The following is a 12,696-nucleotide window of genomic DNA, read 5'->3' as shown; positions in this document are numbered from 1 at the left end:
GGAGTTCGGGTCCCGTCCGCGGCCGGTCAGGGGTTCAGGTCTTGGAGTTGCGCTGTGCGTGCGCGCCGTGCCGGGGGCGGGCCCGGGACGAGACCTGGCCGACCAGTTCCCAGAAGCACACCAGGGCGGTGATCGGCGGAATGCCGAGCATCACGTACGACAGCAGCGAACGTGAGGAGTGGCTGACGCACAGCGCCACCGCCATGGCCGACGCGGCCAGGATGACCCCCCAGGACCGGCGCGCGCTGCGGCGCTGCACGGTCGCCCGCAGGATGGACAGCGCCGCCACGAACCACGGTCCGTACACCGTGAGCGGCCACCACTGCGCCAGGTTGGTGGGCAGGACGGAGAGGGCGATGGTGCGCAGTTGCCCGTAGGAATAGGAGACGGACCAGCCCAGCATGGACGCGGCGCACAGCGAGATCGCCGCGATCAGGACCGTCACGTGGGTGACCCGCTGGCCGCCGTCCAGGAAATGGGACTCGGCGCGCAGCCGCCGCCGTCCGCTCCTGCGGGGCGTGCGCCGGCGCACCGCCCCCGGCACGGGCGTCGCGGCGGACGCGGTGGACAGCATCTGGGCCAGCTCGTCGTCCAGGTCCCAGCCGCCGGCGGCGGCCTCCGGCGGAGCCGTCGGGTGCCAGTTCTGCTGCGTCGACAGGGAGAGCGTGTCGTAGGCAGGCTGCGTGAGCGTGTCCGGGTCGGTTCTCAGGGCGTACTGGAGATTGTAGAGACCGGCCTCGTCGTAATTCCCGTCCATCCGATAAATCCTCCGCGCTCCTGTTCAGCACGTGCCGTCTAGGGCGCGCAGATAGTCACTTTCCATTTTTCTGATCTTGTCCAGAAAATCATCGAGCAGGTCCGCGCAGTAGTGGGGCCCAGACCCCCCGCCGACCGACCCGCATTCGTCGATGCCCGACGGGTGGCTCATGGCTCCGCATCCCTCTTTCCAGATCACGGTCACTTAACGAGCACAACCGGGGGCCAGGTGTCCGACATTCGGGGGATTGAATCGCTCTCCCGGGGTATCCGGGCGCCTGATGACAACATTTAATGCGCGAATGTATGACCGGAGCGGCCGGGTGTCCGGCCGCCCCTGTCCGCTCCGCTGCCGGGTACCCGGCCGCGTCCGTCCTGCTCCGTCACGCGATGCGGAGCCTGTTGTTCCGTCTCAGGTGGTCAGGAGCCGGTTGAAGAACGAGCGGTAGCGGCGCAGGGTCTGGCGCAGGGTCTCGGTGTCCACCTGCCGGCCCTGGCTCCACTGGCTCTCCAACTCGTGCTTGTGCTGGGCGAATGTGTCGGCCAGCGTCCGCATGACGTCGGCGACCAGCGCGTCCGCGGCGTGCACGGCGTCGCGCGGGGCGTCCACGAAGGTGCCCTGGACCGCCTGCCAGTGCTCGCGGAACCGGCGTTCGTCGTCCGGCAGCAGGAGCCGCTCGGTCGCGCCTTCGTCACCCGCAGCCTCACCCGTGTCGGGCGTCCCCGGCCTCGGGGCCGCGGACTCGGGTTCCGGGGCCGCCGGCTCGGATTCCCGGCTCACGGTTTCGGATTCCCGGGCCGCCGGCTCGGACTTCACGTCCGTGGACTCGGGCATCGTCGGCGCTGATTCGACCTTCGTCGCGGCGGAGGCGGGCGCCGGTTCATCGGGCGCGGTCGCCCGTTCCGTACCCGCGGTGGGGTGGGCGAGATCCTCGGTGGACAGACCGCCCGTGGTGCGGTTCGTGTTCTGAGTCCTGTTCATGACCGTCCTCCCGGTCATTTTTCGTCAGCGGGCGGGCTGGGCCCTGCCGCCGTCGGAGAGCAACTCATCGAAAATCGCTCGGTAGTGCACCATGGCGTTGCGCAGTTGTTCGGTCGTCGCCTGCCGACTGGTGCTGAGCCGTTCTATCTCATGGGCGGAGCGGTAGTGCTCCAGTGTGCCGCCGTGCTCGACCGAGAGGTCCCTCGTCTGCTGTTCGAAACCCTCGGTCGGATAACCGCGCTCCTGCATCAGGGACGTCACCAGGCGGTCCGCGTCGTGCACCGCGTCCCGCGGCCGGTCCACGAACTCCTCCTGGACTCCCTGCCATTCGCCCACGTAGCGGTCGCGGGCCGCGGCGGGCAGCGGTTTGATCTCCAGGGCGTCGTGACGCTTCTCCCGCGCCCTGAGTTCACGCTCACCGGCCATCCGGCCGCCCTCGTCCTCGACGGTCCGCTCGTACTCGGGGCCGAAACGGTCACGGAGACGGCGGCTCCTCGCCAAGAGGGAAGCCGTCAGCGCGGCCAGCACGACGACCAACACCGCCAGGACGACGATCGCCGCAAGGATGCCTGTCGACATCGGACGCACCTCCTTCAGAACGTGCTTCCGGAATCGGACAACCCCCGGTTCCCCCGTTTCGTCCGGTTCAATCGTCCCGGCTTCCATCGTCCCGGCCGGAGCGCGCGAGATCCCGCCCCCGCGCTTCTTCCGCGGCGGCCGGCGGGAAATGAGCGGGAAATGAGCCGTCGGTCGCCAAGGGCCCGGTTTTCACCGGGCCCGGGGAAAACGGCGCGTGGTCAGGAATGTACGTTCGTCAGGACCTGCCGCAGATTCAGAGCTTGCCGCCGATTTCGCACGCCCGGCACGGCGGACGGCCGCAGGTGCACTGCATGAGGGCCTCGACGACCCCGCGGTCGTGGTAAAGGCACTCGTCCTTGCAGGTGTGGCGCGGAATGAAGCCGGCCTCGATCTCACCGGGCCACGGCTCGTGGCCGTCCCGGCAGCGGGCGAACCGCTCGGGGTCGGTGGCGTGCAGGTCGCTCATGCTCGACCGCGCCTCTTCCTCCAGCTCCCGGACCCGCTCCACCAGGCCCTTCAGCTCGGCGGCGACGGTGGAGAAACGGTCGGCGCCGGTTCTCACGTGAGCCGCCCGCAGCGCCATCGCCGCGTTGCCCAAGAATCTTCCCGCGTCCTGAAGGTCGGTCACGTGATGCAGCTGAATGCCGTTCACGCCTCGTACCCATACGGCGTCCATACTGCTCACTGATCCACCTTCCCGATGTACACCCTGAATAGCGCGAGTTGGTGCGGGACAGTGCGCGCGGTGCCGTATGCCGGTCTCCGCTGTGCGCCTGTCCGCGGTACACCTGTCCGCGTACACGAAAATCAACTTACTTAAGGAAGCTAAGGGCGTTCCCCCCGCCCGTCCAGCGGATTGTAGGTGAATCGGCTCACAGGCGCCATTGCCTGCGGGGCGGCAGGAGATCCGGATCTTCCTTTTCGGATCTTCCTTTTCGGATCTTCTCTTCCAAGATCTTCTCTTCCAGATCTCCCCTTCCGGATCTCCCCTTCCGGGTCTCCCCTTCCGAATCTTCTTCAGGGATCTCCCCATGGATCTCCCGTTCGGTCTTCGTCGCGAGCGGTCGTGCACGCCAGGAAGACCGGACCAAGGATCCGAGAGCAGACGGAAGACCGGCCGTGGCCGCGGTCATCCGAAAACGGCTTGTGCGACCGCCATGCCCACGTAGACGGAACCGAGCCCGGCGAGGATCGAGACGACCACGTTGGCCGCCGCGTGAAATCGCGATCCGGCCTCGGCCAGTTGCAGCGTCTCCCACGAGAACGTGGAGTACGTGGTGAGGGCTCCGCAGAAGCCGGTGCCCACGAGGAGTTGCACGTTCTCCGAGGCGGCGGAGACCAGGACCGCCCCGGTCAGCGCGCCCAGGATCGCCGAGCCGATCATGTTGACGGTGAAGGTGCCCCACGGATAAGAGGTGCCGTGGCGGGCCTGTACCGCCCGGTCGACGAGATACCGCAGGGGGGCGCCGACGGCACCGCCGAGCACGACGAGCAGGAACCCCATCCCCTCGGTCACCTCCTCGCCGACACGGCGCGGCGGATGACGGTCGCGCCGAGCCGCACCGCGACCATCGCGATGACCACGGTCGCCACCAGGTAGGCCAGGGCCAGGCCCACCCGGTCCTCGCGCACCAGGCGCTCGATGTCGACGCAGTACGTGGAGAAGGTCGTGAATCCGCCGAGCACCCCGGTGCCGAAGAACGGGCGCAGCAGCGGGTGCGCCGACCAGCCCTCGGTGATCGCCGCCAGGAAGACGCCGATGACGAAACATCCGACCGCGTTGACGCCCAGCGTCGTCCAGGGGAAATCGGCGGCGCCCGTCGGCCACAGCAGCGACGCCGCGTACCGGGCGCAGGCGCCCGCCGAGCCGCCCACCGCGATGACGGCCAGTACCTGTGCCTGTCCGCGGGGAGCGTCCCGGCGCTGACGAGCCTCTGCCACAGGGGACCTTTCCGGCGACCGAAGGGGCGCGGCTCGGAAGTCCCGACTTCCGGCCGCTCCGCTTATGAATCGTACGGCACGGGCCGTCCGGGGCCGACCGTCCTGGACTTGACACACGGATTTACCGGTCGTCTCCTGGAAGAGGGAAAATCGTCCGGAGGCTGCTGATGGCAACCTACGAGTATCTATGCGGCCGGTGCGGTTCATTCGATGTGAAACTGCCCATCGGAACGGCGCCCAAAGATTACGGATGCCCTGTTTGCACAGGTGCTGCGAGACGTGTGTTCTCTTCCTCCGGCCTCTCAGGGACCTCGCCCAAGGTCACTGCCCTCCACGCCCGTGAGGAGCAGTCCCGTGAGGCCCCGGCGGTGATTTCCGAGTTGCCGCCAGGTGTCAGGCCGGTGCGCAAGCGACCGCATCCCGCACTCTCCCGATTGCCGCGCCCCTGAGGGCGGTGATCCGCGAACAGCGCGTCCACGGCGTCCGTATCCGCGCACGGGCTTCGTTCCGGTGACGGTGCGACGCGATTCCGGTCATCATGCGGACTTGGCCCGCCCTGCGGACTTAGGAGGTGCGTCCCCATGTCGAACGTGGGGCTGCTCTTTGTCGGTGCGGTGCTGTTCATGAACGGGATGATGCTCCTTGGAAAGGTCGAGGCCAAGGCAGCAGCGGTCTTCAACCTTTTCGTGGGTGCACTCCAGGTGCTGACGCCGACGTACCTCATTTTCGTTGCCGACAACGACCCGAAAAAGATACTGGCAGCGTCCGGCATCTATCTGTTCGGCTTCACTTACCTGTATGTGGGAATTGGCCTCCTGGCCAACCTCGACACCACCGGGGTCGGTTATTACTCGCTCTTTGTGGCGATCGCCGCTCTGGGGTATTCCTTCGCCAATTTCCACATCCTCAAGGATTACCCGTTCGGGGCCATCTGGCTCTACTGGGCATTTCTCTGGTTCCTGTTCTTCTTGGTGCTCGGCCTCAAGATGGACAGGCTCACCACCTATACGGGCTGGGTCACGGCGATCGAGGGCTGGGTCACAGGTGTGATTCCCGCCGGTCTGCTGCTCTCCGGCTACTGGAAGCACCCCGACGAAACAGCCATCGCACTGGGAGCCTTCGCGGTGGTGGTGTTCGTGGCGCTGTGGCCGCTCACCCGGAAACCGCACCATCCGGCCCCCGCCGCTCCCGCGGCCGGCCTGAGTGCACCCACGTGACCGGACCAAAAGTGGACAACAACTGATGAGGAAGCTGTCATGCCCGAAGTTGTTTTCAGAGTGGACCAGAGCAAATCCATGCGCGACCAGGATGTGCCGGGCCACAACAGGTGGCATCCGGATGTCCCCGTAGCCGTCATGGTGAAGCCAGGCTCGGAGTTCCGCGTCGAGTGCCGTGACTGGACCGACTGCCAGGTCGGCAACAACGACTCCGCCAACGACGTACGCGACATCGACCTGACCATCCCCCACATGCTCAGCGGCCCGATAGGCGTGGAGGGCGCCGAACCCGGCGACCTGCTGATCGTCGACATCCTCGACCTCGGCCCCGTGCCGCAGCAGACCGGCAGCGCGGCGGGCCAGGGCTGGGGCTACACCGGCATCTTCGCCAAGGCCAACGGCGGCGGCTTCCTGACCGACTACTTCCCGGACGCCTACAAGGCCGTCTGGGACTTCCACGGCCAGCAGGCCGTCTCCCGCCACCTGCCCGGGATCCGCTTCACCGGCATCACCCACCCCGGGCTGTTCGGTACCGCTCCGTCCGCGGAGATGCTCGCCAGCTGGAACACCCGTGAGAAGGCGCTGATCGAGACGGATCCGAACCGGGTCCCGCCGCTCGCCATTCCGCCGGACGCCAGCAACGCGCTCGCCGGCACCGCCACCGGAGACCTCGCGCGGCGCATCGCCGAGGAAGGCGCGCGCACGGTGCCGGCCCGCGAGAACGGCGGCAACCACGACATCAAGAACTGGACTCGCGGTTCGCGGGTCTTCTTCCCGGTGCACGTGAAGAACGCCAAGCTCTCCGGCGGCGACCTGCACTTCAGCCAGGGCGATGGAGAGATCACGTTCTGCGGCGCCATCGAGATGGGCGGCTTCGTCGACTTCCACGTCGACCTGATCAAGGGCGGCATGGAGAAGTACGGCATCTCCACCAACCCGGTGTTCCTGCCGGGCAACGTCGAGCCGCGGTACTCGGAGTTCCTCACCTTCGTGGGGATCTCCGTCGACCACGACACGGACACCAATTACTACCTGGACGCGACGCTGGCCTACCGCAGGGCCTGCCTCAACGCGGTCGAGTACCTGAAGAGGTTCGGCTACAGCGGCGAGCAGGCGTACCTGCTGATCGGCGCCGCCCCCGTCGAGGGACGCATCAGCGGCATCGTGGATATTCCGAACGCCTGCTGCTCGCTGTACCTGCCGACGGCCATGTTCGACTTCGACATCCGTCCGGTCGCCGCGGGTCCGACGAAGGCGGACCGCGGCATGTGCGCGGTGACCAGCACCTGACCGTCCCCACTCCCGTCCCGACGGCCCCGCGGCAGCGCCCGCGGGGCCGTCGCCGTCTGCTTCCCGGTCACGCCGTCGCCGCGGACGGCTCCGGCCGCCGCAGGGACCGTCCGCGGCCCGCTCAGCCGAGGTGCTTGCGCACCTATCTCTGTCATGGGCATGGACGAACATCCTCCCCTCTGCAAAGCTTCAACAAGCTCACGCAAATAATGTGCAGAGAGACGCTTCTCACGATCATCCTCGCGCAACTTCCTGACATGGCCATGGACCCCACACATCCCTGCAGACGAGGAGCACGATGGGCAGCAAGCGCTTCAGATGGCGCCCGATCGCTGTGACACTGGCGGGCAGCCTCCTGGCGGTCGGCGGACCGACCCTGCCCGCCCTGGCGGCGGGCGGCCCCGACCTCGCGACCGGCACCGCGGTCGCGGCGAGCAGCACCCGCGGCCACACGGCGGCCGCGCTCGACGACGGCGACCGGGACACCTACTGGCAGAGCGGCCACGGCGCCTTCCCCGCCTGGGCGCAGCTCGACCTCGGCGCCAGGACCCGGATCGACCAGGCGGTACTGAAACTCCCCGCGGGCTGGAAGAGCCGCACCCAGACCCTGACGGTCCAGGGGAGCGACGACGGCAAGGCGTTCCGCACCCTCGTCGCCTCGGCCACGTACACCTTCGCCGAGGATCAGGACAACACCGTCACGATCGGCTTCCCGGCGCTCAACACCCGTTATCTGCGGGTGGAGATCACCGGCAACAGCGTCGCGGGCGCCGGCCAGCTGGCCGAGCTGGAGGCGCACCGGGCCGCCGGAAGCAGCGACGACCTGGCCCGCGGCAAGCGGCTGACGGCCAGCAGCTCCGCCACCGGACACGCCGCCTCCGGTGCCGCCGACGCCGACCGGAACAGCTACTGGCAGAGCGGCAAGGCGGACTCCGCGCCGTGGCTCCAGACCGACCTCGGCGCCGCCGTACCCGTCAACCGGCTGGTGCTGAAACTGCCGGCCGGCTTCGACGCCCAGCGGCAGACCCTGAAGGTGCAGGGCAGCACCGACGGCAAGCACCGCACCGACCTGGTCGACTCGGCCGAGTACCGGTTCAGCCCGGACAAGGGCAACGAGGCGACGATCAGCTTCGACACCACGACCACCCGGTACCTGCGCCTCACCCTGACCGGGGAGTCGAAGAGGACCGGCGGCCGGCTGGCCGAGTTCGAGGTGTACGGACCGGCGACCGGCGACGTCACCGCGCCGTCGGCCCCCCGTTCCCTGAAGCTGTCCCAGCCCGAGACCGGCAAGGTCTCCCTCGCCTGGAAGCCCGCGCGTGACAACAAGAAGGTCACCGGCTACGACGTCTACCTCGGCAACACCCTGCGCACCACGGTCGCCGGGAACGTGACCTCGTACACCGACCTCCAGCCGCGGGACACCACCCTCGCGTACCACGTCACGGCCCGGGACGCGGCCGGGAACCAGTCGGCGGCGAGCAACACCGTGACCCGCAAGGCGGCCAAGGGCGACACCCAGGCCCCCACCCAGCCGGCCGGGCTCACCTCCGTCACCGCGAAGTCCGGGGCCGTCGAGCTGAGCTGGCAGAAGTCGGCCGACAACAAGAAGGTCACCGGCTACGACGTCTACGCGAACAACAAGCTGCGCAGGAGCGTGGCCGGCGACGTCACCTCCGTCACCGACCGGCAGCCGGCCGGCGCCACGGTCACCTACCAGGTGCGCGCCAAGGACGCGGCGGGCAACACCTCACCGCTGAGCGCCAAGTCGGTCAGCACCGGCGACGGCATCCAGGCGAGCAACCTCGCGGTGGGCAAGCCGGTGGCGGAGTCCGGGCACGTCTACACCTTCGTCGGCACCAATGCCGTCGACAACAACGTGGGCACCTATTGGGAGGGCGCCAGCGGCGTCTGGCCCAGCACGCTCACCGTCAAGCTCGGCGCCAACGCCGACATCAGCCAGGTCGTCCTCAAGCTCAACCCGGACCCGGTCTGGGGCGCGCGGACGCAGAACATCCAGATCCTCGGGCGGGAGCAGAGCGCGACCGCGTACACCAACCTGGTGTCGGCCGCGAACTACGCCTTCAACCCGAGCACCGGCAACACCGTCACCATCCCGGTGACCGCGCGGACCGCCGACGTCCAGGTGCGCATCAACAGCAACACCGGCGCGCCCGGCGGCCAGATCGGCGAACTCCAGGTCATCGGCGATCCGGCGCCCAACCCCGACCTCACGGTCACCAGCCTCACCGCCTCCCCCGCCGCCCCGGTGGAGACCGACGCCGTCAGCCTCACCGCGCGGGTCGCCAACAGCGGCAGCGCCGCCTCCCCGGCGACCAACGTCAACTTCTACCTGGGCACCACCAAGGTGGGCACCGCGAACGTCGGCGCGCTCGCCGCGGGCGCGGCCACCGACGTGACCGCTTCCATCGGCACCCGGGACGCGGGCTCGTACCAGCTGACCGCGAAGGTCGACGAAGCGAACTCGGTCGTCGAGCTCAACGACACCAACAACTCCTTCACCGCCGCCTCCCCGCTGGTGGTCCGCCCGGTCGACAGCGCCGACCTGGTCGCCTCGCCGGTCGGCTGGTCCCCGGACAACCCGGCGGCGGGCAACAACGTCAACTTCAGTGTCGCCATCAAGAACCAGGGCACCATCGCCTCGGCGGGCGGCGCGCACACCATCACGCTGACGCTGCTCAACGAGAGCGGCGGCACGGTCCGCACGCTGACCGGCACCTACAACGGCGCCATCGCCGCCGGGGCCACCACCAGCCCGGTCGCGCTCGGCTCCTGGACGGCCGTGAACGGCAAGTACACGGTCCGCACGGTGATCGCCGACGACACCAACGAGCTGCCGGTCAAACGCACCAACAACACCAGCAACAAGCCGCTGTTCGTGGGCCGCGGCGCCAACCTGCCGTTCGCCTCGTACGAGGCGGAGGACGGCACGGTCGGCGGCGGTGCCCAGGTCGTCGGGCCCAACCGGACCATCGGCGACCTCGCGGGCGAGGCGTCCGGCCGCAAGGCCGTCACCCTCAACAGCACCGGCAACTACGTCGAGTGGACCACCAAGGAGCCCACCAACACGCTGGTCACCCGGTTCTCCATCCCCGACTCCGCGGGCGGCGGCGGCATCGACGCCACCCTCAACGTCTACGTCAACGGCACCTTCGCCAAGGCGATCAACCTGACCTCGAAGTACTCGTGGCTGTACGGCGCCGAGGCGAGCCCGGGCAACTCGCCCGGCTCGGGTGCCGCGCGGCACATCTACGACGAGGCCAACGTGATGCTCGGCTCGACGGTCCCGGCCGGCGCGAAGATCAGGTTGCAGAAGGACGCGGCGAACACCTCGCAGTACGCGATCGACTTCATCAACACCGAGCAGGTCGCCCAGGTCCCCAACCCCGACCCGGCCACCTACGTCACACCGGCCGGCCTCACCCAGCAGGACGTGCAGACCGCCCTGGACAAGGTGCGGATGGACACCACCGGCAAGCTGGTCGGCGTCTACCTGCCGCCGGGCGACTACCAGACGACCAGCAAGTTCACCGTCTACAACAAGCCCGTCAAGGTGGTCGGCGCCGGGCCCTGGTACACCCGGTTCTACTCCCCCGCCACGCAGAGCAACACGGACGTGGGCTTCCGCGTGACGGACACGGCGAACGGCTCGACGTTCGCCAACTTCTCCTACTTCGGCAACTACAACTCCCGCAACGACGGTCCCGGCAAGGTGTTCGACGCCAACGGGATCACCAACCTGACGATCGACAACATCTGGGTCGAGCACCAGATGTGCCTGTACTGGGGCGCCAACACCGACAACGTCACGATCAAGAACAGCCGGATCCGCGACGTGTTCGCCGACGGCGTCAACATGACGAACGGGTCGCAGAACAACCTCGTCCAGAACAACGAGGCGCGGTCCACCGGGGACGACAGCTTCGCGCTGTTCGCCGCCACCGACAACGGCGGCGGCAACAACACGGGCAACGTCTACGAGAACCTGACGTCGACGCTGACCTGGCGCGCGGCCGGTGTCGCCGTCTACGGCGGCGAGAACAACGTGTTCCGCAACCTGTACATCGCGGACACGCTGGTCTACTCCGCCGTCACGATCAGCTCCCTCGACTTCGGCTACCCGATGAACGGCTTCGGCCCGGGGCAGACCAAGGTCGAGAACGCCTCCTTGGTCCGGACGGGCGGTCATTTCTGGGGCAACCAGACCTTCGGGGCCATCTGGATGTTCTCGGCCTCGAAGACGTACACGGCGATCCGGGTGACCGACGTGGACATCGTCGATCCCACGTACAGCGGGATCATGTTCCAGACGAACTACGTGGGCGGCCAGCCGCAGAACCCGGTCCAGGACACGGTCCTCACCGACGTGTCGATCACGGGTGCGCAAAAGAGCGGTGACGCCTACGACGCCAAGTCCGGCTTCGGGATCTGGGCCAACGAACTGCCCGAACCCGGCCAGGGCCCGGCGGTCGGCACGGCGACGTTCACCGGCCTACGGCTGGAGAACAACGCCGTGGACATCCGCAACACCACGTCGACGTTCACGATCAACGTGCAGTAGACGTCCCACGGTTGTGAAGGTTCGACCCCGCACAAGGCGCCGCGCCCGGATTCCGGGCGCGGCGCCGTGCCTTCGGCGGGGACGGGCGGGCGAAGAGTTCATGCGCGCACTCGACGCCGGCGCCCGCTTCCACGGACGGTGAACCGGCCCCGGCGAGGCGTGGGTGCCGTACTCACACACTGCCCGACGGCCCGGCGGACAGCGTCGAGGTCCGCCACGATCGCCTCCACACGCTCCGCGCGGCCACCGCCCCCGGCGGTCACCGGGCTGCTTTCCCCGGGAGCCGCGGACGCCCGGGACGCCCGGGCCCCGGACGCCCCGAGTGCCGCGGGTCTCCCGAGTGCCGCAGGTGCCGCGGACCCCCCCGGGCGCCCCGGATACCGCAGGCACCCCCGGCTCCCCCGCTTCCTCCGGTTCCCCCGGCTCCCCAAGTCCGCCCAGTCTCCCTGGTTCCCCCAGTTCCTCCAGTTCCTCGATCAGCCCGGCACACGTGTGCAGTGCGGCGACGGCATCGGCGGGGTGCGGTGCAGGACGCCGCAGCCGGCCGCGGAGCCTGCGCTGTGCCTCGAACGGCGCCTTGATCTCGTCGAGCCGGGCGAGGCTGTCCAGGAACCGGGCGCGTACCGACGGGAACCGCGCGGGCTCCGGCCGGCGGACGGCGTCCAATACGTCGTTCAGGGCGGCCAGGGCCGACGCGGTGCGCCGGCGCAGCACGTCGGTCGACCGGACGGGCAGGACGAACCACGTGGCGGCGATGCCGACCGTGGCGCCGACGACGATCGCCCCCACTCGGGTGAACAGCAGACCGGTGCCGGTCTGCCCGTAGTAGCCGTAGAGCAGGGCGAGCGGCAGCAGCCGCAGTCCCTGACACGCACCTTCGCCGAGCTGGAACAGGACGGGCTCATCTCGCGCACACCGGACGAGCGCGACCGCCGCCAGTCCCTCCTGGCCCTGACGCCCGCCGGCCGGCAGGTCCTCCTGGCGGACTTCGCCGAGCGCGATGCCTGGCTGGCGTCCGCGCTCACGGACCTGAGCGAAACCGAACGCGAGGTGCTGCGCCTGGCCGGGCGGCTGATGGACCAGATCTGCGACCGGTGACGGCCATCGGGCGGGGCCACCGGCGGTCCTGTTCTGCTTTAGTGAGCAACCGCCTGCCGGCGGACGAATGGCCCGCCGTGCGCGAGGCACTGCGCGCCGGGGTCGCCGCCAAGACCGCGGCCTGAGCTGACGTGTGCGGCTGAGCCGACGTGTGTGCGGCTTGCGGCTGAGCCGACGTGTGTGCGGCCCAAGGAAGCGAACCCCGCGCTCGCACGGCCCCCTCGCTCGCACGGCTGAGCGGCGCGCAGAGG

At 68.8% G+C, this 12,696-nt stretch carries 12 protein-coding genes; 5 read left to right on the top strand and 7 right to left on the bottom strand.

Features of this window, described 5'->3' with window-relative positions:
• Positions 1-34: 34 nt before the first annotated feature.
• The 7 genes from ACFY2B_RS09500 to crcB (ACFY2B_RS09470) all read right to left on the bottom strand — a co-directional run bounded on the left by ACFY2B_RS09500 (position 35) and on the right by crcB (ACFY2B_RS09470) (position 4,258).
• Entirely contained in the window at positions 35-757 is a 723-nt protein-coding gene (locus tag ACFY2B_RS09500) for a DUF2637 domain-containing protein (protein ID WP_390762566.1), read from the bottom strand.
• 24 nt (positions 758-781) lie between these two features.
• Positions 782-961 carry a hypothetical protein gene (locus ACFY2B_RS09495; protein WP_390762565.1) on the bottom strand — a complete coding sequence of 60 codons (180 nt, stop codon included), beginning with the start codon at positions 959-961 and terminating at the stop codon, positions 782-784.
• A gap of 207 nt (positions 962-1,168) precedes the next feature.
• Positions 1,169-1,738 carry a hypothetical protein gene (locus tag ACFY2B_RS09490; RefSeq protein WP_390762564.1) on the bottom strand — a complete coding sequence of 190 codons (570 nt, stop codon included), beginning with the start codon at positions 1,736-1,738 and terminating at the stop codon, positions 1,169-1,171.
• Between the two features lie 24 nt (positions 1,739-1,762).
• Positions 1,763-2,317 carry a hypothetical protein gene (locus tag ACFY2B_RS09485; protein WP_390762563.1) on the bottom strand — a complete coding sequence of 185 codons (555 nt, stop codon included), beginning with the start codon at positions 2,315-2,317 and terminating at the stop codon, positions 1,763-1,765.
• Positions 2,318-2,570: 253 nt separating this feature from the next.
• Entirely contained in the window at positions 2,571-2,993 is a 423-nt protein-coding gene (locus tag ACFY2B_RS09480) for a hypothetical protein (protein ID WP_390762656.1), read from the bottom strand.
• Between the two features lie 453 nt (positions 2,994-3,446).
• A complete protein-coding gene (gene crcB / locus ACFY2B_RS09475) occupies positions 3,447-3,821 on the bottom strand; it encodes a fluoride efflux transporter CrcB (protein ID WP_390762655.1) in 375 nt (124 codons plus the stop codon).
• A gap of 8 nt (positions 3,822-3,829) precedes the next feature.
• Positions 3,830-4,258, bottom strand: a complete 429-nt coding sequence (gene crcB, locus ACFY2B_RS09470) for a fluoride efflux transporter CrcB (protein WP_390762562.1) — start codon at positions 4,256-4,258, stop codon at positions 3,830-3,832.
• 167 nt (positions 4,259-4,425) lie between these two features.
• On the opposite strand from crcB (ACFY2B_RS09470), the gene ACFY2B_RS09465 reads away from it, so the two are divergent.
• The 5 genes from ACFY2B_RS09465 (at position 4,426) to ACFY2B_RS09445 (ending at position 12,445) form a co-directional block, all read left to right on the top strand.
• Positions 4,426-4,707, top strand: a complete 282-nt coding sequence (locus ACFY2B_RS09465) for an FmdB family zinc ribbon protein (protein ID WP_390762561.1) — start codon at positions 4,426-4,428, stop codon at positions 4,705-4,707.
• A gap of 132 nt (positions 4,708-4,839) precedes the next feature.
• The gene (locus ACFY2B_RS09460; RefSeq protein ID WP_390762560.1) at positions 4,840-5,475 is read left to right on the top strand and encodes an AmiS/UreI family transporter; all 636 of its coding nucleotides are present in this window, start codon (positions 4,840-4,842) and stop codon (positions 5,473-5,475) included.
• Positions 5,476-5,514: 39 nt separating this feature from the next.
• A complete protein-coding gene (gene fmdA / locus ACFY2B_RS09455; protein ID WP_390762559.1) occupies positions 5,515-6,765 on the top strand; it encodes a formamidase in 1,251 nt (416 codons plus the stop codon).
• A gap of 298 nt (positions 6,766-7,063) precedes the next feature.
• The gene (locus ACFY2B_RS09450) at positions 7,064-11,347 is read left to right on the top strand and encodes a discoidin domain-containing protein (protein WP_390762558.1); all 4,284 of its coding nucleotides are present in this window, start codon (positions 7,064-7,066) and stop codon (positions 11,345-11,347) included.
• 519 nt (positions 11,348-11,866) lie between these two features.
• Complete coding sequence (locus ACFY2B_RS09445; protein WP_390762557.1) at positions 11,867-12,445, top strand: MarR family winged helix-turn-helix transcriptional regulator; 579 nt, start codon at positions 11,867-11,869, stop codon at positions 12,443-12,445.
• Positions 12,446-12,696: the final 251 nt, after the last annotated feature.

The sequence above is a fragment of the Streptomyces sp. NPDC001270 genome, assembly GCF_042896695.1.
Classification (GTDB): domain Bacteria; phylum Actinomycetota; class Actinomycetes; order Streptomycetales; family Streptomycetaceae; genus Streptomyces.
Note: the sequence above shows the minus strand (reverse complement) of the source record. Positions and strands in the feature narration are given on the sequence as shown.

What these genes read in the sequence shown, in the direction of transcription:
- ACFY2B_RS09500 (WP_390762566.1), bottom strand. Translation starts at nt 757, where the DNA reads ATGGACGGGAATTACGACGAGGCCGGTCTCTACAATCTCCAGTACGCC.
- ACFY2B_RS09490 (WP_390762564.1), bottom strand. Translation starts at nt 1,738, where the DNA reads ATGAACAGGACTCAGAACACGAACCGCACCACGGGCGGTCTGTCCACC.
- ACFY2B_RS09485 (WP_390762563.1), bottom strand. Translation starts at nt 2,317, where the DNA reads ATGTCGACAGGCATCCTTGCGGCGATCGTCGTCCTGGCGGTGTTGGTC.
- ACFY2B_RS09480 (WP_390762656.1), bottom strand. Translation starts at nt 2,993, where the DNA reads ATGGACGCCGTATGGGTACGAGGCGTGAACGGCATTCAGCTGCATCAC.
- crcB (WP_390762655.1), bottom strand. Translation starts at nt 3,821, where the DNA reads ATGGGGTTCCTGCTCGTCGTGCTCGGCGGTGCCGTCGGCGCCCCCCTG.
- ACFY2B_RS09465 (WP_390762561.1), top strand. Translation starts at nt 4,426, where the DNA reads ATGGCAACCTACGAGTATCTATGCGGCCGGTGCGGTTCATTCGATGTG.
- ACFY2B_RS09460 (WP_390762560.1), top strand. Translation starts at nt 4,840, where the DNA reads ATGTCGAACGTGGGGCTGCTCTTTGTCGGTGCGGTGCTGTTCATGAAC.
- fmdA (WP_390762559.1), top strand. Translation starts at nt 5,515, where the DNA reads ATGCCCGAAGTTGTTTTCAGAGTGGACCAGAGCAAATCCATGCGCGAC.
- ACFY2B_RS09450 (WP_390762558.1), top strand. Translation starts at nt 7,064, where the DNA reads ATGGGCAGCAAGCGCTTCAGATGGCGCCCGATCGCTGTGACACTGGCG.